The organism is Nitrospira sp. Ecomares 2.1 (assembly GCF_965152585.1).
In genome coordinates this window covers 745,592-767,574 of the sequence record NZ_OZ224219.1, presented here as the reverse complement: position 1 = coordinate 767,574, position 21,983 = coordinate 745,592, and the positions used below count along the sequence as shown (strand labels likewise).

General features: G+C 50.8%; 21 protein-coding genes. 9 read left to right on the top strand and 12 right to left on the bottom strand.

The annotated features are described in order from the left end of the window. The first annotated feature begins 256 nt into the window (after positions 1-256). On the top strand, positions 257-2,371 hold the full coding sequence (locus ACWHYD_RS03625; protein WP_447964557.1) for an FG-GAP repeat domain-containing protein: 2,115 nt from the start codon (positions 257-259) through the stop codon (positions 2,369-2,371). Between the two features lie 119 nt (positions 2,372-2,490). Here the strand turns inward: ACWHYD_RS03625 and ACWHYD_RS03620 are convergent, their stop codons facing one another. Beyond that, positions 2,491-2,841, bottom strand: a complete 351-nt coding sequence (locus ACWHYD_RS03620) for a hypothetical protein (RefSeq protein WP_447964556.1) — start codon at positions 2,839-2,841, stop codon at positions 2,491-2,493. A gap of 187 nt (positions 2,842-3,028) precedes the next feature. On the opposite strand from ACWHYD_RS03620, the gene rpmB reads away from it, so the two are divergent. From rpmB to ACWHYD_RS03590, 6 genes are all read left to right on the top strand, one after another. After that, the gene (gene rpmB / locus ACWHYD_RS03615) at positions 3,029-3,220 is read left to right on the top strand and encodes a 50S ribosomal protein L28 (RefSeq protein ID WP_312646448.1); all 192 of its coding nucleotides are present in this window, start codon (positions 3,029-3,031) and stop codon (positions 3,218-3,220) included. A gap of 217 nt (positions 3,221-3,437) precedes the next feature. Beyond that, on the top strand, positions 3,438-5,066 hold the full coding sequence (gene lnt, locus ACWHYD_RS03610; RefSeq protein WP_447964555.1) for an apolipoprotein N-acyltransferase: 1,629 nt from the start codon (positions 3,438-3,440) through the stop codon (positions 5,064-5,066). Between the two features lie 20 nt (positions 5,067-5,086). Continuing rightward, a protein-coding gene (gene prfB, locus ACWHYD_RS03605; RefSeq protein WP_447964554.1) for a peptide chain release factor 2 occupies positions 5,087-6,209 on the top strand; the annotation gives its coding sequence in 2 pieces (ribosomal slippage) (positions 5,087-5,155 and positions 5,157-6,209; 1,122 coding nt in all). Positions 6,210-6,406: 197 nt separating this feature from the next. Then, positions 6,407-7,894, top strand: coding sequence for a lysine--tRNA ligase (gene lysS / locus ACWHYD_RS03600; protein ID WP_447964553.1), 1,488 nt, complete (start codon positions 6,407-6,409; stop codon positions 7,892-7,894). Further along, complete coding sequence (locus tag ACWHYD_RS03595) at positions 7,891-9,177, top strand: FtsX-like permease family protein (protein WP_447964552.1); 1,287 nt, start codon at positions 7,891-7,893, stop codon at positions 9,175-9,177. The genes lysS and ACWHYD_RS03595 overlap by 4 nt, the downstream gene beginning before the upstream one ends. Continuing rightward, positions 9,170-9,919: an ABC transporter ATP-binding protein gene (locus ACWHYD_RS03590; protein ID WP_447964551.1), complete on the top strand. Its 750-nt coding sequence runs from the start codon at positions 9,170-9,172 to the stop codon at positions 9,917-9,919. Before ACWHYD_RS03595 ends, ACWHYD_RS03590 begins: the two co-directional genes overlap by 8 nt. Positions 9,920-10,089: 170 nt before the next feature. Here the strand turns inward: ACWHYD_RS03590 and ACWHYD_RS03585 are convergent, their stop codons facing one another. The 6 genes from ACWHYD_RS03585 to ACWHYD_RS03560 all read right to left on the bottom strand — a co-directional run bounded on the left by ACWHYD_RS03585 (position 10,090) and on the right by ACWHYD_RS03560 (position 15,470). Then, positions 10,090-10,848 (bottom strand): helix-hairpin-helix domain-containing protein, encoded by a 759-nt coding sequence (locus ACWHYD_RS03585; protein WP_447964550.1) that lies wholly within the window; start codon positions 10,846-10,848, stop codon positions 10,090-10,092. A 166-nt stretch (positions 10,849-11,014) separates the two neighbouring features. Further along, positions 11,015-11,815, bottom strand: a complete 801-nt coding sequence (locus tag ACWHYD_RS03580) for a nitrilase-related carbon-nitrogen hydrolase (RefSeq protein ID WP_447964549.1) — start codon at positions 11,813-11,815, stop codon at positions 11,015-11,017. Between the two features lie 69 nt (positions 11,816-11,884). Then, on the bottom strand, positions 11,885-12,241 hold the full coding sequence (smbP, locus tag ACWHYD_RS03575; RefSeq protein ID WP_447964548.1) for a small metal-binding protein SmbP: 357 nt from the start codon (positions 12,239-12,241) through the stop codon (positions 11,885-11,887). 75 nt (positions 12,242-12,316) lie between these two features. Continuing rightward, positions 12,317-13,186, bottom strand: coding sequence for a sulfurtransferase (locus ACWHYD_RS03570; protein WP_447964547.1), 870 nt, complete (start codon positions 13,184-13,186; stop codon positions 12,317-12,319). A 12-nt stretch (positions 13,187-13,198) separates the two neighbouring features. Next, the gene (locus ACWHYD_RS03565; protein ID WP_447964546.1) at positions 13,199-14,524 is read right to left on the bottom strand and encodes a hypothetical protein; all 1,326 of its coding nucleotides are present in this window, start codon (positions 14,522-14,524) and stop codon (positions 13,199-13,201) included. 1 nt (position 14,525) lies between these two features. After that, positions 14,526-15,470 carry a histone deacetylase family protein gene (locus ACWHYD_RS03560; RefSeq protein WP_447964545.1) on the bottom strand — a complete coding sequence of 315 codons (945 nt, stop codon included), beginning with the start codon at positions 15,468-15,470 and terminating at the stop codon, positions 14,526-14,528. 214 nt (positions 15,471-15,684) lie between these two features. On the opposite strand from ACWHYD_RS03560, the gene ACWHYD_RS03555 reads away from it, so the two are divergent. After that, complete coding sequence (locus ACWHYD_RS03555; RefSeq protein WP_447964544.1) at positions 15,685-16,005, top strand: tetratricopeptide repeat protein; 321 nt, start codon at positions 15,685-15,687, stop codon at positions 16,003-16,005. Positions 16,006-16,044: 39 nt separating this feature from the next. On the opposite strand, the gene ACWHYD_RS03550 is transcribed toward ACWHYD_RS03555, so the two are convergent. From ACWHYD_RS03550 to xerD, 5 genes are all read right to left on the bottom strand, one after another. Next, the gene (locus ACWHYD_RS03550) at positions 16,045-16,815 is read right to left on the bottom strand and encodes a hypothetical protein (RefSeq protein ID WP_447964543.1); all 771 of its coding nucleotides are present in this window, start codon (positions 16,813-16,815) and stop codon (positions 16,045-16,047) included. Positions 16,816-17,029: 214 nt separating this feature from the next. Further along, entirely contained in the window at positions 17,030-17,713 is a 684-nt protein-coding gene (locus tag ACWHYD_RS03545) for a hypothetical protein (RefSeq protein ID WP_447964542.1), read from the bottom strand. A 10-nt stretch (positions 17,714-17,723) separates the two neighbouring features. After that, positions 17,724-18,371 carry a flavodoxin family protein gene (locus ACWHYD_RS03540; RefSeq protein WP_447964541.1) on the bottom strand — a complete coding sequence of 216 codons (648 nt, stop codon included), beginning with the start codon at positions 18,369-18,371 and terminating at the stop codon, positions 17,724-17,726. 75 nt (positions 18,372-18,446) lie between these two features. Further along, on the bottom strand, positions 18,447-18,632 hold the full coding sequence (locus tag ACWHYD_RS03535; RefSeq protein WP_312744377.1) for a hypothetical protein: 186 nt from the start codon (positions 18,630-18,632) through the stop codon (positions 18,447-18,449). Positions 18,633-18,837: 205 nt separating this feature from the next. Beyond that, positions 18,838-19,767, bottom strand: a complete 930-nt coding sequence (gene xerD, locus ACWHYD_RS03530; RefSeq protein WP_447964540.1) for a site-specific tyrosine recombinase XerD — start codon at positions 19,765-19,767, stop codon at positions 18,838-18,840. A gap of 259 nt (positions 19,768-20,026) precedes the next feature. Here xerD and ACWHYD_RS03525 point away from each other — a divergent pair, with 259 nt between their 5' ends. Next, positions 20,027-21,967, top strand: a complete 1,941-nt coding sequence (locus tag ACWHYD_RS03525; protein WP_447964539.1) for a penicillin-binding protein activator — start codon at positions 20,027-20,029, stop codon at positions 21,965-21,967. The last annotated feature ends 16 nt before the right edge of the window (positions 21,968-21,983 follow it).

The window sequence follows — 21,983 nt, the reverse complement described above, 5'->3', positions numbered from 1 at the left end:
GCAGTATAAGTCGATCCTCCCAATCTCGTCCGCTCCCCAGCGATCCCATGCCGAAGATGAAACCCAAAAATGTCCTCGTGAGAAATGACTTGAATCTTTTTTGTTTTAGGGATAGCCTAAGGTCCCCCGACAATTTTAATGGATCAGAATGCCATCCAGGCGGATCGGGCGTGGATTCATCGGTAATCATTTGATGAGAATACTCAAGAGATCCGCATGGTGTATTTATCATATATGTAATGAAGGAGAAGGAACCATGAAATCTCCCTGTGGAAAATTTAAGGGATCAAGGTTGGAGTTCCTACCCAGGTGGTTGGTTAGCGGAATAATTATTGGGGTGATATCTCTAGCAGCTGGTGAAAGCAAGGCGGCATTTACGTTGCCGGTGTGGTCGAACACCCTGGGCTGGGATGACCCGTCATGCTATTCCACGATTCAAATGGCAGACCTTGACGGCGATGGCCAGGCCGAGCTGCTGGGCCGATGTTCATCAGGGATCGTGGCGTATGCGTTCAGCAAGGACTTAGGTGTATGGAGTCCGTTACCCGACGGGCCGTCTTGGACGAACAGTAATGGCTGGGACGCGGCATCCTCTTACCTGACCATCCAAACGGGAGACCTGGATGGTGATGGCAAGGCGGAACTGCTCGCCCGGGGCGCGGAGGGCATGGTCGCCTATAGCTATAGTGGCGGGCCGGCGGGGACGTGGAGTCGGTTACCCGACGGGCCGTCTTGGACGAACAGTAATGGCTGGGATGCGGCATCCTCTTACCTGACCATCCAAACGGGAGATCTGGATGGTGATGGCAAGGCGGAACTGCTCGCCCGGGGCGTGGAGGGCATGGTCGCCTATAGCTATAGTGGCGGGCCGGCGGGGACGTGGAGTCGGTTACCTGACGGGCCGTCTTGGACGAACAGTAATGGCTGGGATGCGGCATCCTCTTACCTGACCATCCAAACGGGAGACCTGGATGGTGATGGTAGAGTGGAACTGCTCGCCCGGGGCGCGGAGGGCATGGTCGCCTATAGCTATAGTGGCGGGCTGGCGGAGACGTGGAGTCGGTTACTCGACGGGCCGTCTTGGACGAACAGTAATGGCTGGGATGCGGCATCCTCTTACCTGACCATCCAAACGGGAGATCTGGATGGTGATGGTAAAGCGGAACTACTCGCCCGGGGCGCGGAGGGCTTGGTCGCCTATAGCTATAATGGCTGGCCGGTGGAGATGTGGAGTCGGTTACCCGACGGGCCGTCTTGGGCTAATAGTAATGGCTGGGACGCGGCCGAATATTACGCCACTATCCACACAGGGAATGCGATTGGGAACGACCAGGCAGTCCTGATCGGACGTGGTGTAAGAGGTATTGATACGTATAAGTATACTGCCGGGAAGTGGGCACCAACCGTTGCGCCATTTCCGCAGTTCACGGGTGATGAACTGACGGCCTACAATAAAATCCCCGAGGCCTGGGCTACACCACTGGCACACCCAATCAGGTACTTCTACAGCCGATATTCGCAGGAAAGTCTCGACGATTATGCTGATCATCTCCAAAAACCGAAGAATCGACCCAAAGGCGTGAAGAAGCATGCCTGGAGGGCGGTCACAAGACAAATCGTGAAAGAGCTAAGATTGGCGGGGTGGGTCGCCGTGAATTTCAGTAATATCGACACGTTCCTGAATAATGCATTTACAAACAACGCCATCACTTTAGGGAGTGTCGCAACACAGTTGGAAATTGACCAGGATAGTTCGGATAAGATCACGGCTGTTTTTTCCGACATGTTTTCCGCGGTTGTCGATGCTATAGGTATTGGCACCGAAAGGGCTGCCGCTGAAATCATTACCAAGTTTTTGGCATCGGCGATAGATGCGGGTACAGAATTGGGCATGGATGGGAGCCTGTCAGAAGATTATGTCAAACTCGCCGGGGACCTTCAGGGTAACTTCCAAGATGCCGTAAATGGGAACGGCAACAATCAGACGACCATCGCTACGAACTACGGGTTACTCGTAACTCTCGGCCAGCTTTTTGAGTCAGGGAAATGGCACTTTCCCAAGGAGGGGTCTTCAACTTACAAGCCAGCTTTTGCAGCTGCTAGCAAGCAATACTCAGTGTTTCTGTGGAGGACTTTAACTCCGGTCGCATGGCAATGGAGAGGGTTTGGCTGTCACGGCTATACATACAATGGTACGGGTCTGGTTCTAAACGCAGAACTGGAATGCGTCCCGAAGGAGCAACTGGATCTTCTGTTCCAGCCAACTCCCAGCAACTGCCTGACGAAATTTGATGGCTCTTGTTCTATGGGCTTATCCATGAAGGAAGTCTGTAATGGGTGGAACATACCGGACTCAGCGGTATGTCAGTAGTAGGTTGCCTACTCGTTCCGGTGCCGTTGATACGACGGGGGAGTTGCGCGGCGGTCTAAGAAAAGGAGCGTACTTTTTTTAAAAGACCGCAGCAGCACACTGAAGTTTTGATCAGGCCGTTAGCCCCGCAAGCTGAACGCCAAGGCGACACCGATCGGTAAGCACACAAAAGACAGGATCGTCATACCAACTTTTTCGGCACTTGAGGGAGTATCCATCGCCGCAACATGCTCTGCGTGGCTCCCACCCATGCCTACTGCCTGGCACAGGGATTGAACCCTTATGCAGGCTAGATGAACATTTTTGGCGAATGTGTGGGGCTTGCCATGGCGATTCCAATGGTCGTCGCCAAGTGCCCGATCCCGATGACCAGCAACAGCGGAGTCTATACGGAATTTGGTAACCTTTTTCCTCTCCGAATAGGCGATAGATGGTGAGTGGAAAATCACGGGAATTTGTATTGGCTTCACTCAAGTCACCTAAAGGCATGGGTGTCAAATATTATTGGTTTCTGCAAAAAAGATCGTGAAAGGTAATCTGGTCTGCATCTACAGAACTGTTTTTGATATTCGGGTACTTGTGTGTACAATGGCACCTGTGGTAACAAACAGACTCTAATCGACAATTCGGTCATTTTAAATATCCAGGGAGAAGACCATGGCTTTTTCATGTGACGTGTGCGGAAAAAACCGCTTAGTGGGAAACAATGTCAGCCACGCGAATAATCGCACAAAACGAATTTTTCGCCCAAATCTTCGAACGGTACGTGCGCTGGTGAAAGGTGCCGCCCAACGAATCAAAGTCTGTACCCGTTGCCTGCGGTCCGGATTGGTCCAAAAAGCCGTCTAGTCGGTCCTAGGGCCGTTCATGCGAGGTGAACGGTATGTCCCATTTGGTGTTCTTGTAGCCCTGACTCGTATTCACCAATTCGACTGTCATCATTACTTCTTTCCTTTCCAACCGAAATCTCAACTGATTCCTGGGTACCATTCCGGATTGACCATACGCCCGCACCTGATACGACAGCAGGGCTCGCCCCTGAAAACCACCGTGGGTTCCTTTTGACGTGGGGCAGACCATTCCACCTTTTTCCTTTCCGTCTCGCAGGGCAGGGGCCCTTTTTTTCGCTCTCGCCTTCATCGGTATCCTTCATCCTCTGAGCTTCCCGCCCTTTGATCTCGGTTGGCTGGCCTGGTTGGTGTTGATTCCCCTCCACATGATCATTCATGACCTCCCGCCAAGACGGGCGTTGTTTTACGGATGGCTGGCGGGAACCATCGCCTTTGCGGGAACCGTGACATGGGTCATCACGGCCATGCATCAATTTGGTCAAGTGCCGTTCATCGTAAGTGCCCTGTTGATGCTCCTTTTGGCTGCTTATCTTGGCCTATACATGGGCATCTATGGCTGGGGATATGCCAAGTTCCAACGCACGTGTCCCAACCTCTTGTGGCTGGGAGCCCCCGCCTTGTGGGTCGCCTTGGAATTTGTGCGAACCTATGCGTTAAGCGGGTTTCCCTGGGCGCTCTTGGGCTATTCCCAATACCAATGGCTTGCGGTTATTCAATTTGCCGACGTGACGGGAGTCTATGGCGTGTCATTTTTACTCGTCATGGGAAATGTTGCGCTAACCTCCCTCCTCTTGTGGATTTACGCCAAAACACGTGGCTTGCCCCTTCCCGGACCATGGGTGTCCGTAGCAGGCTTTGGCTGCGCGCTGAGTCTCGTTTTGGCCTATGGAGCCTGGCGGATGCAGGAACAAGCCAACCTTGACGCCTCGGCACGCACGCTGTCGATTGGGTTGGTCCAAGCCAATATTGATCAAGCCGTCAAATGGAACGAGGCCTACCGGGATGAGACACTCCGACGCTACACCTTACTCAGCCAACAAGCCGGAAAGAATACCGATCTGCTCATTTGGCCGGAAGCGGCCACACCGTTTCTCTTCGAGCGGGAACCCGCCTATCAGAGCCAGGTCCTTGATATTGCAAAAGATACGCACAGCTCATTGCTATTTGGCAGCCCCACGCTTCGATTTCAACAAGACGGCCGGCCGTATTTGTATAACAGTGCCTTTCTGGTGACGGCTGAAGGTCGGGTCTCAGACCGGTATGATAAGCGGCATCTGGTGCCCTTTGGGGAATACATTCCCTTGCGGTCAATTCTCTTTTTTCTGGATAAACTCGTGGTGGGGATCGGCGACTTCAAATCCGGCCAGGGAGTCATGACCATGCAAGTCCCAACGGTGCCCCCCGATAGTGGTCCGAGATTCGGAGTGGCTATTTGTTTCGAGGTGATTTTTCCTGATCTGGTTCGCCGGATGGCCCAGGAGGGTGCCAATTTCCTCGTCACGATTACCAATGATGCCTGGTTCGGGGATTCTGCTGCGCCGTATCAACATTTCGGCATGGTCGTCTTTCGTGCCGTGGAAAATCATTTGGCCTTTGCCAGATCAGCCAATACCGGCATTTCCGGCTTCATTGCCCCGGACGGACTCATCCTTTCCCAGACATCAATTTTCTCAGAACAGGCGGTGATGGGATTAGTGCCACTCCGTTCCTCATCACCCACCTTTTATACGCAATTTGGGGATGTCTTTAGTTGGGGTTGTGTTATAATGGCTGGTATTTTGTTTACTTGGTGTCGGTTTACCACACCGCTTTCCACGCGCAAACCACGGTCTTCACCGATATAACCACGAGAGGAGTGCTGCCCATGCTTGAAGATATTCGCATTCGAATGGAAAAAATCAACGACACCATTCTGGAATTCCGGAGGTATCTTTGACGTTCCCCGGCTAATAACTGAACTGGAAGAACTCGAGCGGGAGACCTCCCAACCGGATTTTTGGAACAACCCCCGTCAGGCCGCCAAGGCCGGACGACGTCAATCCGAGATCGAACGCCAACTCGCACGCCTTCACCAACTCGACCAGCAACGGGATGACCTTCTCGCCATTCTTGATCTGATTGGCCAACAGGGCGATCCGGAACTGGAAGTCGAGTGGAGCAAGGGCATGAAGGACATTGAGGCCACGCTGGAAGCCTGGCGCTTGGAACAACTGTTATCGGACGAACATGACCAGAATAATGCCATTCTCAGCATTAATCCCGGAGCAGGGGGAACCGAATCCCAGGACTGGGCACAGATGCTCATGCGCATGTATCTTCGATGGGCACAGGAACGCGGATACAAAGTGGAAACCATCGATCTGCAACCAGGCGATGAAGCCGGGATCAAAAGCGTAACCTTGGCCATTGGCGGTCCATTGGCCTATGGATATCTGCATTCAGAGGCTGGAGTGCACCGGCTGGTTCGGATCTCCCCCTTTGACGCCAACAAGCGTCGACATACCTCATTCGCCGCAGTGGGGGTTTTTCCGGAATTGGACGACGATATTGAAATTGAAATTGACGATAAGGATCTGAAAATCGATACCTTCCGCGCGGGCGGCGCCGGCGGGCAAAATGTGAACAAGGTGGAAACGGCTATTCGCATGACCCATCTTCCCACAGGAACCGTGGTGCAATGCCAAAATGAACGGTCGCAATTGCAAAACCGGATCGGCGCCATGCGGGTGTTAAAAGCCAAGCTGTATGAGCTGGAACAACAAAAGAAGGACGCTGAATTTCAAAATATTGTCGGGGAAAAGAAAGATATTGCCTGGGGTAGCCAAATTCGCTCCTATGTGTTCCAACCGTATCAAATGGTTAAGGACCACCGGACCAACCATGAGTCAGGAAATGTCGCTGCGGTCATGGATGGAGCGCTGGACTCTTTCATTGAAGCGTACTTAACGATGAAGGCCTCGAAAGCTTCACACATGCCGGCCAATTAACAGCATCCACATCCGATACTCCGCCTTCATGATTCACCACCGAACATATTCGCGCTCCATAGGCTGGCTAGACAACCATCGAGGGGTTGTTAAATATTTCAATCATTTGGCCTTTCCTCAACATATGAGTGGTCGAACCTCACCAGAGGAATATAAGAGAATGTTCACCTTCATGAATCAGTAGAGCCATGTAAGTTATGGAAGAATTAAACGAACAACGACAACAACGGCTGGAAAAACTCCACGCGCTTCAGGATGGTGGCCTCCGTCCCTTTGGTACACGTTTTCCCACCACCCACACGCTTGAAACCATTCTTCAATCCTATACGAACTCGACCAAAGAAGAGCTCGAAGGCACCCCGATTTCGTGCACAGTGGCCGGACGCATTGTGGCCATGCGCCGTTTTGGCAAAGCCGCCTTCGCGGCCTTACAGGAAGAAGGCCATCGTCTCCAGGTCTATCTTAAGAAAGATCTGCTTGGGGATCAGTCCTACGAACTTTCCCAGTCGTTTGATTTAGGGGATTGGATCGGAGTGGAAGGCAAGTTATTCCGCACCAAAACCGACGAACTCACGGTGGAAGTCCATACTCTCACCTTTCTCACGAAAGGACTGCGGCCCCTTCCGGAAAAATGGCATGGACTCACCGACATCGAAACCCGGTATCGGCAACGCTATGTGGATTTGATTGCCAATCCATCGGTGCACCAGGTATTCCGCACGCGCAGTCGAATCATCAATACCATTCGTTCGTTTCTCACGGAACGAGAATACCTCGAGGTGGAAACGCCGATGATGCATTCCATCCCTGGCGGAGCCACAGCACGCCCGTTTGTGACTCATCATAATACCCTCGACGTGGACTTATATTTGCGTGTGGCACCCGAGTTATACCTCAAGCGCCTCATTGTCGGGGGATTCCGGCGCGTCTTTGAAATTAACCGAAATTTCCGCAATGAAGGCATTTCCACCATACACAATCCGGAATTTACCATGTTGGAATTTTATCAGGCCTATGCGGATTATCATGATCTGATGGACCTGACCGAACAGTTGTTTCACACCTTGAGTCTGGAAGTATGCGGAGGTCCGACGGTAGATTACCAGGGGCAAAGCATTTACCTGGCGCCCCCCTGGCGTCGCCTCCCCTATTTGGACTCGATCGTAGAGGTCAACCAGTTAGACCTTGAGGTCTTGTCCGACCACAAGAAAGCCGTGGACGCGGCAAAACGGTTAGGTGTTGATTGTGCTCCGCAAGCCAGCCACGTCGACATTCTCGTCAACCTCTTTGAAGCCACTGTCGAGCCAACATTGATTCAACCAACATTCATTACCGATTTCCCTATCGAAATTTCCCCCTTGGCCAGAAAAAAGGAATCCAACCCGGCCCTGACAGACCGCTTTGAACTCTTTATCGGTGGACGGGAATTAGCGAATGGATTTTCGGAGTTAAACGATCCGTTAGACCAGCGACAACGCTTTGAAGCCCAGGTGGCCTTGCGGGATGCGGGAGACGACGAAGCCCATTATCTGGATGAGGATTTTATTCGGGCCCTCGAATATGGCATGCCTCCCACCGCAGGGGAAGGTATCGGGATTGATCGACTCGTCATGCTCCTCACCAATCAGGCCTCGATCCGCGATGTCATTCTCTTTCCGCAACTTCGACCGGATCGGCCTTTGTGACTCTCCCGTATGAGATATTAGTCGGGCTGCGGTATCTTCGGGCCAAGCGTCGGCAACGAACGATTTCGCTGAACACGTTTATCTCCATCACCGGGATCACTCTTGGTGTCGCAGCACTCATTGGCACGCTTGGCATCATGACCGGCTTTAAGGAGGATCTCCAATCGAAAATTCTTGGCACGACCGCGCATGTGATCGTCCAGGAACGTGGCAGCAATGACATGAAAGGCTATGCGGACCTGGTCGGTCAGATTGAAGCTGTCCCCGATGTAGTAGCGGCTGCCCCGTTTATTTTCAAACAAGTGCTCGTCACCTCCAAAACAGCCGTGCAGGGGATCATCCTTCGAGGCATTCAGCCCTCGCAGGAAACACTCGTGACCGATTTACAAACGAACATGAAATTCGGGGATTTGGCTGACCTGACTCGCCCAGTTACTCCACTCACATCGACATCTCCCAATTCTGACCAGGACAATCCCACTCCTGCGCCCTCCAATCCTCCCGGAATTATTTTGGGCAAGGAGCTGGCCTTTCGGCTTGGCGTGTTTATCGGCGATACCATCAACGTCGTGTCCCCTGTCGGCCCCATGACTTCGTTAACCATGACACCGAAGATTCGACCCTATGCCGTTGTCGGTGTGTTCGAATCCGGCATGTTCGAATATGATTCGTCGTTATCGTATATCAGCCTGGAAGAAGCCCAGAAATTTTTCAATCTCGGTGAAACGGTGACAGGGATTCAAGTCAAAGTCAACGATGTATTTTTGGCGCAGCAGATTGCCCAACGCCTGGAAGCCACACTCGGTTCCACCTTCATTGCCCGTGATTGGATGCAATTAAATCGCAATTTGTTTTCGGCATTGAAACTCGAAAAGACCATGATGTTTCTTCTGCTCGTCTTAATCACCCTGGTCGCGTCGTTCAATATCGTGGGAACCTTGACGATGATCGTCAACGAGAAACAACGTGAAATTGCCATCCTCAAAGCCATGGGCGCCACGCCAGGAGCCATCATGCGGATTTTCATGCTAAACGGCTTGGTGATCGGTATCGTGGGAACAGGCATCGGGGTCCCTCTCGGCTATACCTTTTTGTGGCTCATTCAGAATTATTGGACCTTCGACGCTTCCGTCTATTACATATCCCGAATTCCCGTTCATATCCTGCCCTTGGATGTGCTGTTGGTCGCCACTTCGGCCATCCTCATCAGTTTTGCCGCCACGTTCTATCCCTCATGGCAAGCGGCGAAGCTAGATCCAGTCAGCGCACTACGTTATGAATAACCCCATCGCCCCAGAGTTCACTCCCCAAGTGCCATTGGTCTCCATTGACAATCTTTGTCGCTCATTTCAGATGGGCAAGCAAACGGTGCATGTCCTCAACGGCATTACCATGACCTTAGCGCGAAAGGAAATGGTGTCGATTGTCGGAGCATCAGGAGCAGGGAAAAGTACGTTGCTCCATATTATGGGGACATTGGATCGCCCGACCAGCGGAGAGGTCCTGTTTGAAGGCAAGAATATGTTCCGGGTCAGCGAAACGGCGTTAGCGGGATTCCGGAATCGATCCATAGGATTTGTCTTTCAATTTCATCACCTTCTGCCGGAATTTACCGCGTTGGAAAACACCTACCTTCCAGCGCTCATTCAAAAAATTCCCAAACAGCAGGCCATGGACGCGGCAAAATCTCTCCTATCTGAAGTGGGACTCTCTCACCGCCTGCATCATAAACCAGGGGAATTATCCGGAGGAGAGCAGCAACGTGTCGCTGTAGCTAGAGCCTTGATCCGGCACCCTGACCTGGTGTTGGCTGATGAACCGACAGGCAATCTCGATACACATACCGGTGATGAGTTATTTGCGCTTTTACGAAAACTCAATCACACGCATGGGACTGCCTTCGTGATTGTGACCCACAACGAAAAACTCTCCCTTCAAACTGACCGGCTGATTCAACTGCAGGATGGCCAGATCATCGAAGATCGCTGCCTGACGGATGGCTCCACTACTGCGAAAATGTCATAAGACCAGGCACATAAAAATGGGGAACTCCATCTCTGTTGATGAAGTTCCCCTTGTTGAGGAATGCTATGCTGACTCCAGTCAGTATCTACTTATTCCACAATCCCTCCCATCGTAGCTTGAAGCCAATCTTGTGGGGTTTATGAGCTTACCAACCACGCCAATTGGGCCTATTACGGAGAAGCCGTGATACGGTCCTTGATTCCGTCAAATGTGGCCTTGGGAATAATATTTTTCGCCACAAGTTCGCCACGAAGCCGATAAGGCCGGTTTGAAACTACTTCCTCGGCTACTTCACGGGTTAACCCTAGCGTCAACACCAGGTCACTCACGGGAGCCTTATTAATATTGACTAAATCCCCTCCCATTTTGGGAAGTGTTGGAGAAGACACAATTTTGGCCGAGGGTGGCTTGGACGAAACGATCGGACTAGCCCCTGACGGGGAAATTCCGCTTTTGGACATATCTGGGTTTTCCGAGGGCTTCATCGCGCCAGCAGCCATCCCGATGGAAGACTCACGGGTATCTTTTAATTCCTTCTGATAGCGCAACACAGTCTCTTTGAGAGCTTTATTTTGCGCTTTCACTTTTTGATATTGGTCCACGACCACCCGCAATTTTGAGGTGAGTTGCTCTTTCTCCTGATCTAACTCCCGTTCACGTGTTTCCAATAAGGTGTGCTCATTCTTTCGCCCTTCTTTAATCCGTTGCACCTCGGTGGTCATGGTCTCTAAATCCGTAGAAACTTTCTCGTTCAATCCCTTTAAATTGCGTATTTGTTCTTCAAGGGCTTCCTGATGCATCCGGCTTTTTTCCAACTCCGCTTTGGCCGACTCCATATCTGCCACCGAAGCCTCATATTTCGACTTCGAAACCATACACCCGGACAATCCCATCAGAAGCACAATCGAAATGACCACCCACCTGTTCATAATATCCTCCTCATCCCTACCAATAGAACGATTCATTCTTGATTAAAGCTCTTCCTGACCATAATCTGGTTCTTGGGTTTACACCCCTATTTCAGGATTTATGTCATCCTCGCGGTTATGTCAAGCCAGGCCACCGCCCTGGCCTTTAAATTCCGCAACTTGCGGCTTATAAGACATACCATTCAGGACGTCGGTCTTTGAGCAAATCATTATAGGGATTGATTCGTTTGTCCCGAGCTTCCGCCACATCCATCTCATACAGACCAAGCTCCTCGTTCTTTTGGGAAGATCGACATAAAATTCTTCCATTGGGGGCCACAATCTCACTCATGCCAATAAATGGCAATGCCGGTTTTTCCCCACGCTGTTCCCTGCCGACTCGATTGGCTGTTATGGCAAACACCCTGTTTTCTAAACATCTTGTCACCATGGCATCCGGGCAATAGGGCAACACCAAATTGCTGGGGTGGCAAAGAATATCGGCGCCCTTGATGGCCAGACTTCTTGCGGCTTCTGGAAAAAACCAATCAAAACAGACGAGAAGACCAACCTTGGCCCTTCCAATATCCCAGACAAGAAATCCCGTATCTCCAGGAGCAAACCAGAGAGTTTCCTCAAAAAACAAATGGGTTTTCCGATAGGTCCCGATATACCCCTTGGGCCCAATCAGTACTGCCGAATTAAATAACCGGTCATGGTCTCGTTCAGCCAATCCGACCACCACATGCAGATCTCGTCCTCGAATGGCCTCTTCCAAGGCTTTGATGGAGGGACCAGAAGGAATATCTTCTGACAGCTCCCGGACTTCGTCCTTGGAAATGAATTGATATCCCGAGAGGGCAAGTTCGGGAAACACAAGAAGCTGTCCCTCAAAGGTATGGATGGCATTCAGGATTGTCTCCAAATTGCGTTGCACTTCTGCAAACACAGGAGAAAATTGGAAAAACCCTCCACTGATCGTTGACATCACCACCCCACAAAAAAAGCGGGCAGAGGTGGACTCTACCCGCTTTTTTATCAGATTAAGCCTTTATGATTACTTAACCTCTTTCAAATGCATCACTGCACTTTTCGCATGCTTGGTCCCGACATCGGCATGTCCAGCTTTGCCATGCTCCACCGCTTCCATGAGTTCGTGAACACCTTCATCTAAATGAGGATTCTTCACGTCTTTTTGAGCACCCTGGGCGTGGGTCAAAGCTTCTTGAGCATGCTCAACCAACGCATCAGCATGTCCCTGCTCGCCATGTTTCACGGCACCCTCGGCATGAGCAATCGCTTCAGCTACATGTGGGTTGGCTCCTGCAAGCGCGACAGACCCCCACGCCCCTGCAACCAGAATCCCGAGTATGGCGATGATGCCAATTGCCTTCTTAACCACTTGCTTTCTCATCCCTGACCTCCTTGAAAAAGTAAATAGAAATTGAACTGAGAGATTAAGTTATCCTCTCATTCCTCATACACAAGATCAAGATGATTTCATTTGATCCTGATTGGTGACCCGAAATAATAACTTCACGTCTTTTTCCGCCGGTGCCGCGAAATCCCGGGACCATTCCCACCACGATCCTGGATAGACTTTCACCCGTGGAAACCCGACGTATCGAAGCAAACAAAACACCCAAGCCGCCCGAACGCCACCCAGGCAATACGTCATGATTTCCTGATTGTCCCGTAGCCCGTGATCTTCAAATATTTCCCTGACCTGCTCGGGAGGTTTCACCGTGGCATCCGGCTGTAAAAACCGATTCCACGGGATATTGATGGCAGAAGGAATATGACCGGCCCGAGGCAACCCATCGATTTCCTTCCCCGCATATTCCTCGACGCTTCTGGCATCAAGAATTATGGTATCCGGGTGAGGTGTTTTGAGCAGTTTTTTTAACCCATCTTTATTCACAATGAGTTCCGGATTGGCAGTGACAGTAAAATCACCAAGCGTTGGTCTAACCGCTTCATGGTCAATGGGACGCTGCTCTGCCGTCCACTTAACCCACCCACCGTCCAGAATTCGAACGCTGGCATGTCCCAAATAGGTCAACATCCAAAACATGCGCCCCTCATCACCCCAATTATCAAAGGGGTTACAATAAATGACCACGTCGCTGGACTGGTTGATACCCAGCGATCGAAGGCGCTGTTCAATCCTCCCTAGGTCGGGATCTAAGACCCCCTTTGCCACGGCCGATGGATCGCTGTACTCATGCCAGGTGCTATGAACCGCACCGGGGATATGAGAGGTATACGCTCCGCGTCCACGCACATCAATAATGACTAAGCCTTCACGCCCCAGGTTTTGTGCTAATGATTCGGTATCAATGAAAAAATTTTCAGCCACAGTGCTTTCCCTTTATGAATGAAGTGAAGAGGTATTTGCCGGATGATGAGGAACAAGGCTATCGGATGGTGCCATGCACCCTACCTGAGGATCGGGTTCTTGATCCTGTAAAGCCGCAGACAGGGTCGCATCCAATGGGAACTCCCGTTCATAGATCGTAAAAACATATGGATCTTCACCCGTCAGCCCATATTTATTTCTCAACATCTGATTCTGACTATCGGTCTGAATATGATACCGAATCCGCGCCTGAACCATCCACCCTTTTTCATTTTCCGGGATTTCATATTCAAAGGAATAATCCCGGCTGGCCAGCGGTAATAGTCGGTTATCTAAGACTTCCACAATCACCGGCTGCCAGAGGATCCAACGGCCCATGGTATCAGATTGCTCATGCACCACCGTGCCGTTCGGATCACGCACGGTAAATTCAACAGTAAAGAACCGATCAGGGTCCCCGGTCGGGATTTTGTGTCCAGCTCCTGCATTAATGAGCGTCAGCGTCAATTTGACATCGTCACCAGGTCGGGGGGTGGGAGGTTCTGCCTGAACTTGGACAGCGACCGCTCGCTTGACCATGTCCGGATCATGGCCTCCTCGCCAGAGATGCCGGCGACCGAAACGAATAGGGCTATCCTTGGCAACCGGCCGCTCGACTTCAGGCATATGACAACTCTGACAAATCAGTCCCTTTTCCTTCATAAAAAACTTGCCTTCATACTCGGGATAGGTGCCACAAGGCCCCGCATTGTAAAATTGCATGGGACCCGAAACGACATTATGGCAGCGATAGCAGACTTGGGTCGTTCTGAAGGATGGATCAAATTTTGTGGGATGAGGCGCCGCCGAATCGTCATACGGCCCGAGAATCATCCCATCCCGAACATGGCAGGCCGCGCACGTCACACCTTCTTGTTGATATTCCGCATCGTACCGGTAATTCGGAATTTGCACGGCTTTTTCGACTCGTTCACGGGGCAGGTCTTGAATAAGAGTCGGTTGCTGATTCTCCAATGGCGTATGGCAATTCAAACAGACCCAAACATTGTCATCTTTTTTCCAATAGGCTTGAAAAAACGGATCATGAAAGGCTTGGGCATGAATACTGGATTTCCACTCTTCGTAGATTTCGACATGACAACTTCCACATTCCTCCGCCTTTAAGCTCTGCAATCCCACTGGAATCTGCTGATAGGGAATGGGTTTCGCGTAATCCTCCCGTAATCCGAAAATAACGACGGGACGAATTTCCGTATAAAAGATATAGATCCCTGCCCCCAGCACCAACAGGAGCAACAGCCAGGCTTTTGCTTTCCATGATCGTTTTGATTTCAGCACGTCAATTATCCAACAGAGATTGAAGATGGCGGTCTACCGATTGCGCCAATGCCTTGAGCTGATAACCGCCCTCTAAACATGCCACGATTCGTCCACCGGCAAATTTCCTAGCAATCTTCGAGACAATCGTGGTCATGTCGGCATAGCCTTGCTCCGTTACGCTCATACTCGCCAACGGATCATCACGATGAGCGTCAAACCCCGCAGAAATCAGAATGCATTCAGGTTGAAAGTGGTCAGCGGCTGGAATCAGGATTTCCTGGAATATTTCCCGATACTCCTCATCTCCCTGGCCTCCTGAGAGGGGAACATTGATGGTCAGACCTTTTCCTTGACCTTCTCCCGTTTCCGTCGCCTGACCCGTTCCGGGATAAAACGGGGACTGGTGCGTACTAAAAAACAGGACGGTAGGATCATCATAGAAGGCCTGTTGGGTGCCGTTGCCATGATGCACATCCCAATCCACAATCATGATCTTCTGTAGGCCATACTGTTGCTGAAGATAACGGGCGGTAATCGCGATGGTATTCAGGAAACAAAACCCCATCGCTCGATCCGCCTCGGCATGATGCCCAGGAGGCCGCACGGCGCAAAACGCCTGGTCAATGTCGTCATTCATAATCGCATCCACCGCCGCCAACCCCGCGCCAACTGCCAGATAGGCAGCCTCCATCGTACCCGGACACATCGACGTATCAGGATCTAGGGAGGCATAGCCATCTGAGGGAGAACGTCGTTCAAGACTCTCCACATAGTACGAATCATGGACGAGTTCAATCCATTTCCGCTCCGCCTGTCGTGGTGCGACCTGATGCAGCCGGGACCACGTTCCCGAATGCTCTAATTGCGCGCGTATCGCACGAAGCCGCTCAGGGGACTCCGGATGGCTTCTGCCCATTTCATGGAGCTCATAGGCCGGATGAGAAACGTATCCAACACGTCCCATGCTACAGAACTCCCAAACGTGAAAAGGAAATCATGCAAAGGGGAAAAACTTGATTGCCGATACCGGCAATAAACCCTGCGCCTAGTGACAGGCAGGAGGGAAAAACAAAAAAGATCCTAGCATAGGGGAATGGCTTAGACAACGAATACACCCGCATGATAGGCTGGTTTTCGTTCACTGTCTGTCATTATCTTATCTCCTTGGAATTTACGCCATGGCCAATCCTAAGATCGAACAATTTAAGAAAGTACTCCAAATGGACCCGAAGGACGAAACCATGTGGTTCGGCCTGGGGAAAGCCTACATGAGCGACGAAAATTGGAAAGAGGCCATTCCCGCCCTGGAGCAATGTATACTGGTGAAACCCGAGTATTCAGCTGCCTATTATGCGCTGGCTCAATCACTTCACCAGACACGCGAATTTGAGAAGTGCCAGACCATATGCACCGAAGGCATCACCGTGGCAACCAAGAATGGCGATCTCCTCGTCATTAAAAACCTCGAAGCACTCAAAGCGTCACTCCCTTCATCCTAACCGCTCCCACCTGTCCCAATCCTTTTACCCAACTCGGGTTCACATCTCTTCCTGAATACTCTTCAGTTCTCGAGCACTAAGGCGATATCGAGCAACCGGGTTCACGGCCAACAATCGAATTCGAGGATCGCGTGGATTCCCTGGTGGTCGGGTGACCCACGTGACCTGGCGAATACGAATGGGATTGCGTAATTCCTGCGCCGGTGCCTTCCATAAGGTCAGGAGGATAGCACTGAACTGAGGGACATCCACGACCACGCCAACTAACATCGCGGCTAATCGCTGAAGATCCAAGGGAGGGATGTCCTGGGGACGCCCTTTCCCCCATGGTAAATCGGGCACACTGACTGCTAGCAACACCGGGGCACAATACCGTTCTAATTGTCTGGCTTTTTCGGCCATACGCGACAACAACCGCTTGACTAAAGCCTGTTCAAAAAACTCATCAGAAGATTCTAAAATCTGATGAGGCTGTAGACGCACGGCAGGTGATTTCCGAGTGGCCCCTTGGGTCGATTGAATGACCGTGACTTCCACAAAAAAACGATGTGTGCCTTCATAACACTCCAAGTCCGCCGTTCGCCCACCAGACGCCTCTAAAAATGCCACTGAAAAACCCGCTTGTGCGAGAAAATATGCTGTCTCAATCTCGGCATAGGCGGACGCCGCCTGCCTGACCGGGAATCGACTGATGTGGTCCCACAGCATCGCCAGGCGAGCCTGACTTTCTCCATCTGGACAGGCTTGAGCAAGTTCCTGCCATTGGCGAATAATCAAATCCTTCTGAGGGTGACCAAGGTTCACATCCATCCTATTATTTCATTAACGGTGGACAGGCTTCTGCAATCTCCCACATTACGACTCCCATGTGTCTTTCACTCAAAGCGGGTTCCCGGCACAGAATTGAAACCGGAATACAAGATGATTCACGCCACATCTTTATTCGAATTTAGGCTATCTTCTGGACAAGGAAAGTGGTGTTCTCAGACCGGAGATTGGGCGTGCATTAAGCGTTGAGGTTCTATCAGGGGGTGCGCTTCAACTCTTGTAAGGTAAAATGCTTGGGGAGCAAAACCGGTACGACAAGACCAATGGGATCCCCACGCAATATCGTGGTAGGCTCCTCGGTAGATGAATCCAATTGGATCAGAAAATTCGTGACAAAGGCTGCGTAGCCAGGAAGAAAATCATCCGGTGTCACTTTATATTCCTGCGTTTTAATCCCTTCCCAGATGGAAAAGGTTCGCTTTGGGAAATAATAAAAATGATTAGGAAGATCCTTCATCATCATGCCAAGTTCCATGGGGTAATAAAAACGAATCCCGCAATAGAGCTTGGGGAATCCACTATTCAAAATCGTATCAATATACATTCCTGAAAACGATTTGTAGCCCAAAAGCTGCTCCTCCGGTCGAATAGGCGGAGACTGCCATTCAAATCCACTCCCTTTTTTTCGAATACGACAATCCGTCGGCGAACGAATCAACCACCCATATTGCCCTGCGAAGCGAACCGGCCCACAATCATCCGGGATGACCTTATATCCGCTGGCCGCAACCTCCCGCTGCTCAGACAAGGGCATGTTGGTCATCAACGGACGATGGGGATGAAAATCAAGCTTAAGTCGTTCAGGGGCAAAGGCGGTGGAATACTCCCGCTCCCAATAAATGACCCATTTTTCATCTGTGCTTCCCGGCAACGTACTCATTGAATGTCTTTCATGGTTGACCTGGAAGCGACTGTCCTCGCTTGATCATCCCCGCCACTTCAGCCACACGCTTCCCCAAGGCCCAGGCATCGGCCCGCTCCACATCATTAATCCCAGGGCTGTCGCCTTCCGTCGTCGCTGAAGCGCCAAACGCTCCTCCGTCGCTCACCACAATCATTTTGTTCCCGAGCATGGCTGCCAGGATGGTCAACATCGTCACCTCTTTCCCGCTGGATACCTGTCCACCCGTGGCAAACGCCGCTCCCACTTTATCGCGCATTTTCCATTCAGGAAACACGCCAAATTCAAACTGCCACCGGTCAAAAAAAGATTTGACTTCACCCGACATGTTGGACCAATAGACAGGCGAACCTACTATGACCGCATCGCTGCCAAACAATTCATCGGCTGTTACCTGTCCTACGGTTTTCAGGAGTACGGTGGTTCCCTTAACCGATTCAGCACCTTTTTTCACGGCCTTGGCCATCTCGGCTGTATGACCGGAAAGGGAATGATAGGTCACTAAAACCTGAAGCCCATGGCTAGCTTGCGGAGGTGTATGGGGAGATGAAGGTTGAGCGAAAACTTGCACACACCCACACCACCAAACAACGGCAAACACAGACACCCAAAGGATATTTTCCCGAAACACCTTCATGAGGAGCATTGAATGGCAAGAATGGCACCGACTATATTCACCTAAAGAACCTATCTACCAGGAATTCAATCTTGTCTATCGTCGTTCAATTTCCTCGTCTATTTGCTCTTCCACCGATACATGGGTTAATGCCCCTCGATAATCACACTTATGACACCGCACCCGAAACTCCTCCAACCACTTCTCTTGCACAAAATGTTGATGACATTTGGGGCAGGCAAATACCCCTTTCACATAATGCACCTGCTTCCGATACTTCATAACCAACCCCTCCAAATTTTATAAATTAAACTCGATGCTAGCCTGCCACAGGCCTTTTTCCAATTGCAAATTTGGATACCTACGATCCATCTATATGCCAACCTATGGAATACAAACTCAAAGGTTCCCTCTATTCTTTTTGGATAGAGGAAAGCTTACGTGCCTTGGCATAATAACGAAAAAACTGCATGGAGGTTAACCCTGCTCAAGACTCAGAGCCGTTGGGAGCATCAATGACCCTGGTACGTTGTTTTCGGGGAAAATATTGGTCGTGAACCTTTTTGAGACGGGCCTGCTCAACATGGGTATAGATTTGGGTCGTGGCAATGCTGGCATGGCCGAGCATCATTTGGACCGAACGAAGATCGGCCCCATGATCCAATAAATGCGTGGCAAACGAGTGACGGAGCATATGAGGCGAAATGGGCTTGGTGATGCCTGCGCGAGCCGTGCGATCCTTGAGGATTTTCCAAAAACATTGCCGGCTCATGGCCCGACCCAGCCTGGTGAGAAATAACGCCGAAGATGTTCGCTTTTTGACAAAGGCAGGGCGGGAAGACTGCAAATAGGCCGAGACCAATTGGCGTGCCTTATCTCCGATCGGAACGATTCGCTGTTTGTCCCGCTTGCCGGTCGCCTGTAAAAATCCGACATCCAGATTGAGATGCGCCATTTCCAGATTGATGAGTTCAGACACCCGAAGACCCGTGGCATACAATAATTCCACCATGGCGGCATCACGAGAATCCTCCCTGGTAGCCATGATAGGCAAATTGAGCAATCTGGTCACCTCCGCCTCGGACAACAATTTCGGCAATTGACTCCATTGCTTTGGGGTCCCTTTCAACATGCCGTCAAAAGTCGGATCGTCCTTTCCCCGCTCAATTGATTTATAAAATCCCCGGACAGAAGCCAGGCACCTGGCAATTGAGGAGGAGGAGAGGCCTTCGCCTTTCAAACTGCTTAAGAATTGAAACCACAACGGCTTGGAAAGATGTGTAGGATCGGCAATATCGTGTGTTCGAAAAAAACCCTCCAGCTTTCTGAGGTCCCGTCGATAACTCTCAACCGTATTCACGGCATAGCCCTGCTCTACTTGCAACATGGTGAGATAGCGATCGACGAATTCCCTCATCAGCCCTTGATGTCACCCTCATCTATGATTATGGAAGAACTTCAAATTTTTTGATGATCTCGCCGGTCCTGGTCCCGGTCGGGAGATTTTCTCATGTTCTTCTATTTTGGTAAGAGAATTTCCTGATATACTAAACAAGAAAAGTGTTGTCGTCACCGTATTCTGCTCTTGAATAATCCACTCACAAATTTATCCGGGTGCAGGCCTGTTTCCATACGGACATTCCCGTCCATTGCCAAAACGTTTAGGTAAATTCCCTTTGACGACTGTCTTATTCAAATATCTGCCACGAATCCTATTGTCTCTCGTACTGGGGAGCTTGGGATCCTTGTTAGACCAGGGATGGTGGCCCTTCATGGGCGGAGGCACCAACCTGGCATTTGCCCAACAAGCATCCATTTCCCCTCTTCTGGATCAGGCAAGATTGGAGCTGGAAGCAGATAATCCTGCAGCCGCCATCACGACTCTCGAACAGCTGATTGATTCCTTCCCTCCTCCAGAAATCCTGGAAGAGGCCTATCTTTTACAAGCAACCGCACTGAAACATGATCATCAGCCGACTGATGCCCTTACAGTTTTAAAGCAACTTCTGGAAGAATTTCCCTTTTCGCGTTCCACGAACCCCGCTCGTGTTTTGATGGCCGAGCTCTATATTGAGTTAGAAGACTATCGCCCTGCCCTGGATCAATTGTATCAGGCACTGGACTATGCCACTGAGCTCGACCTACGCCGGTCAATATTTCAATTGATCCGTCAAACCGAGTTAGCCAATCACAATCCGCTGGGCGCCGTAAAAGCTTTATTAAATGAAATGAGTCTGGCCGATCAAACAGAACGGCTCGAATTAGAAGGCCTCGCTCAATCCCTGATTTTGCAACAGTTAGATGAACCCGCCCTCCAGGAACTGGTAGAAAGTTATGCCTCCCGCTATCCAGGTGATATCGCGACCATCAGATTGATTGAGCTGCATACCGCCCACGGAGATGAGGTCCTGGCCGAACGGGATATCCGGGGATTTCTCAAACGCTTTCCCACCCACCCGTATGCTCAAACTGCGATGGCCCTCCTGCAATCATTTATCAGCAAAATCAAATTCCACTCTCATATTGTAGCCGCCGCCTTGCCTTTTTCCGGTCCAATGAAAAACTATGGCACAGATTCGTTAAACGGCATTCGTCTCGCCCTCGAAATCGCCAAGGAACAATGGGGCCTGACCTCGGTTGGACTGGTCGTCAAAGACACCACGACCCTCACCGCCCCGTTACGCGTCGAGATACAACAAATGCTTGAAGAATTTCAGCCGGTTGCCGTTGTGGGCCCCTTGTTATCCCGTGAGATACAGGAACTCGGCCGACTCCCTGATGAAAATGCCATCCCATTTGTCACCCCTTCTTCCACACTCTTGAACGTGCGTCAGTTTGGATCATTTTGGTTTAGTACCGCCATGACCTCATCCGTCCAAGCCAAACGCCTGGTAGAATATGCCATTCTCAAGCTTGGATATCATCGCTTTGGCATTATTTATCCCAAAACAGCGTATGGACGTGAAATGGCTGATATGTTCGCTAAGGAAGTGTTGCACTCCGGCGGGGAAATTATTGCCTCTGAAGGGTATGCCGACGACCAGACCGATATTGGTGAACAATTACGCCACTTGAAGGAAAAAGATCTGGCCACATACGGCACGACGGAAAATGAAAAAACCCGAACCGGGGAGGATCGGGCAGTCTATGTCCCAGGTTTTGACGCCGTCTTTGTCCCAGGACAGCCCGTGCACTTAGCCCTTATTGCCGCACAACTGGCTTTCTATGACATGAATGTGCCGATTTTAGGCGGAAATAGCTGGCATAATCCTGAGTTGTTTCGGTGGGCCAAACATGACCTGGACGGCCATATTTTTGTCGATGGGTTTTTCCCAAACAGCCCTGATCCCAACATTCAGATGTTTGTTCAGCGGTATCGCAGTCAGTTCCAAAAAGAACCATCCCTCTTTGCCTTTCAAGCCTATGATGCGGCAACCATGATTATGGAAACGATCCGCCATGGCGCTCAATCCGGACAGGGGATCTGGGACCAACTTGTGCGACGCTCTGACTTGCCGGCGTTGAGCGGATTTGCCTCTTTTAGTTCGGCTGGTATTCTGAACCGGAGGCTCTATCTACTCCAGGTCAACAATAAGGCGTTTACCCAACTCAACTAAGCGACATGGATTCCCT

Excerpts from the sequence above, each read along its gene's own strand:
- ACWHYD_RS03580 (WP_447964549.1), bottom strand. The coding sequence starts at position 11,815 with ATGTCAACGATCAGTGGAGGGTTTTTCCAATTTTCTCCTGTGTTTGCA.
- lysS (WP_447964553.1), top strand. The coding sequence starts at position 6,407 with ATGGAAGAATTAAACGAACAACGACAACAACGGCTGGAAAAACTCCAC.
- ACWHYD_RS03550 (WP_447964543.1), bottom strand. The coding sequence starts at position 16,815 with ATGGATGTGAACCTTGGTCACCCTCAGAAGGATTTGATTATTCGCCAA.
- ACWHYD_RS03590 (WP_447964551.1), top strand. The coding sequence starts at position 9,170 with ATGAATAACCCCATCGCCCCAGAGTTCACTCCCCAAGTGCCATTGGTC.
- ACWHYD_RS03540 (WP_447964541.1), bottom strand. The coding sequence starts at position 18,371 with ATGAAGGTGTTTCGGGAAAATATCCTTTGGGTGTCTGTGTTTGCCGTT.
- ACWHYD_RS03545 (WP_447964542.1), bottom strand. The coding sequence starts at position 17,713 with ATGAGTACGTTGCCGGGAAGCACAGATGAAAAATGGGTCATTTATTGG.
- ACWHYD_RS03585 (WP_447964550.1), bottom strand. The coding sequence starts at position 10,848 with ATGAACAGGTGGGTGGTCATTTCGATTGTGCTTCTGATGGGATTGTCC.
- xerD (WP_447964540.1), bottom strand. The coding sequence starts at position 19,767 with ATGAGGGAATTCGTCGATCGCTATCTCACCATGTTGCAAGTAGAGCAG.
- ACWHYD_RS03535 (WP_312744377.1), bottom strand. The coding sequence starts at position 18,632 with ATGAAGTATCGGAAGCAGGTGCATTATGTGAAAGGGGTATTTGCCTGC.
- ACWHYD_RS03560 (WP_447964545.1), bottom strand. The coding sequence starts at position 15,470 with ATGGGACGTGTTGGATACGTTTCTCATCCGGCCTATGAGCTCCATGAA.
- rpmB (WP_312646448.1), top strand. The coding sequence starts at position 3,029 with ATGGCTTTTTCATGTGACGTGTGCGGAAAAAACCGCTTAGTGGGAAAC.
- smbP (WP_447964548.1), bottom strand. The coding sequence starts at position 12,241 with ATGAGAAAGCAAGTGGTTAAGAAGGCAATTGGCATCATCGCCATACTC.
- ACWHYD_RS03625 (WP_447964557.1), top strand. The coding sequence starts at position 257 with ATGAAATCTCCCTGTGGAAAATTTAAGGGATCAAGGTTGGAGTTCCTA.
- ACWHYD_RS03555 (WP_447964544.1), top strand. The coding sequence starts at position 15,685 with ATGGCCAATCCTAAGATCGAACAATTTAAGAAAGTACTCCAAATGGAC.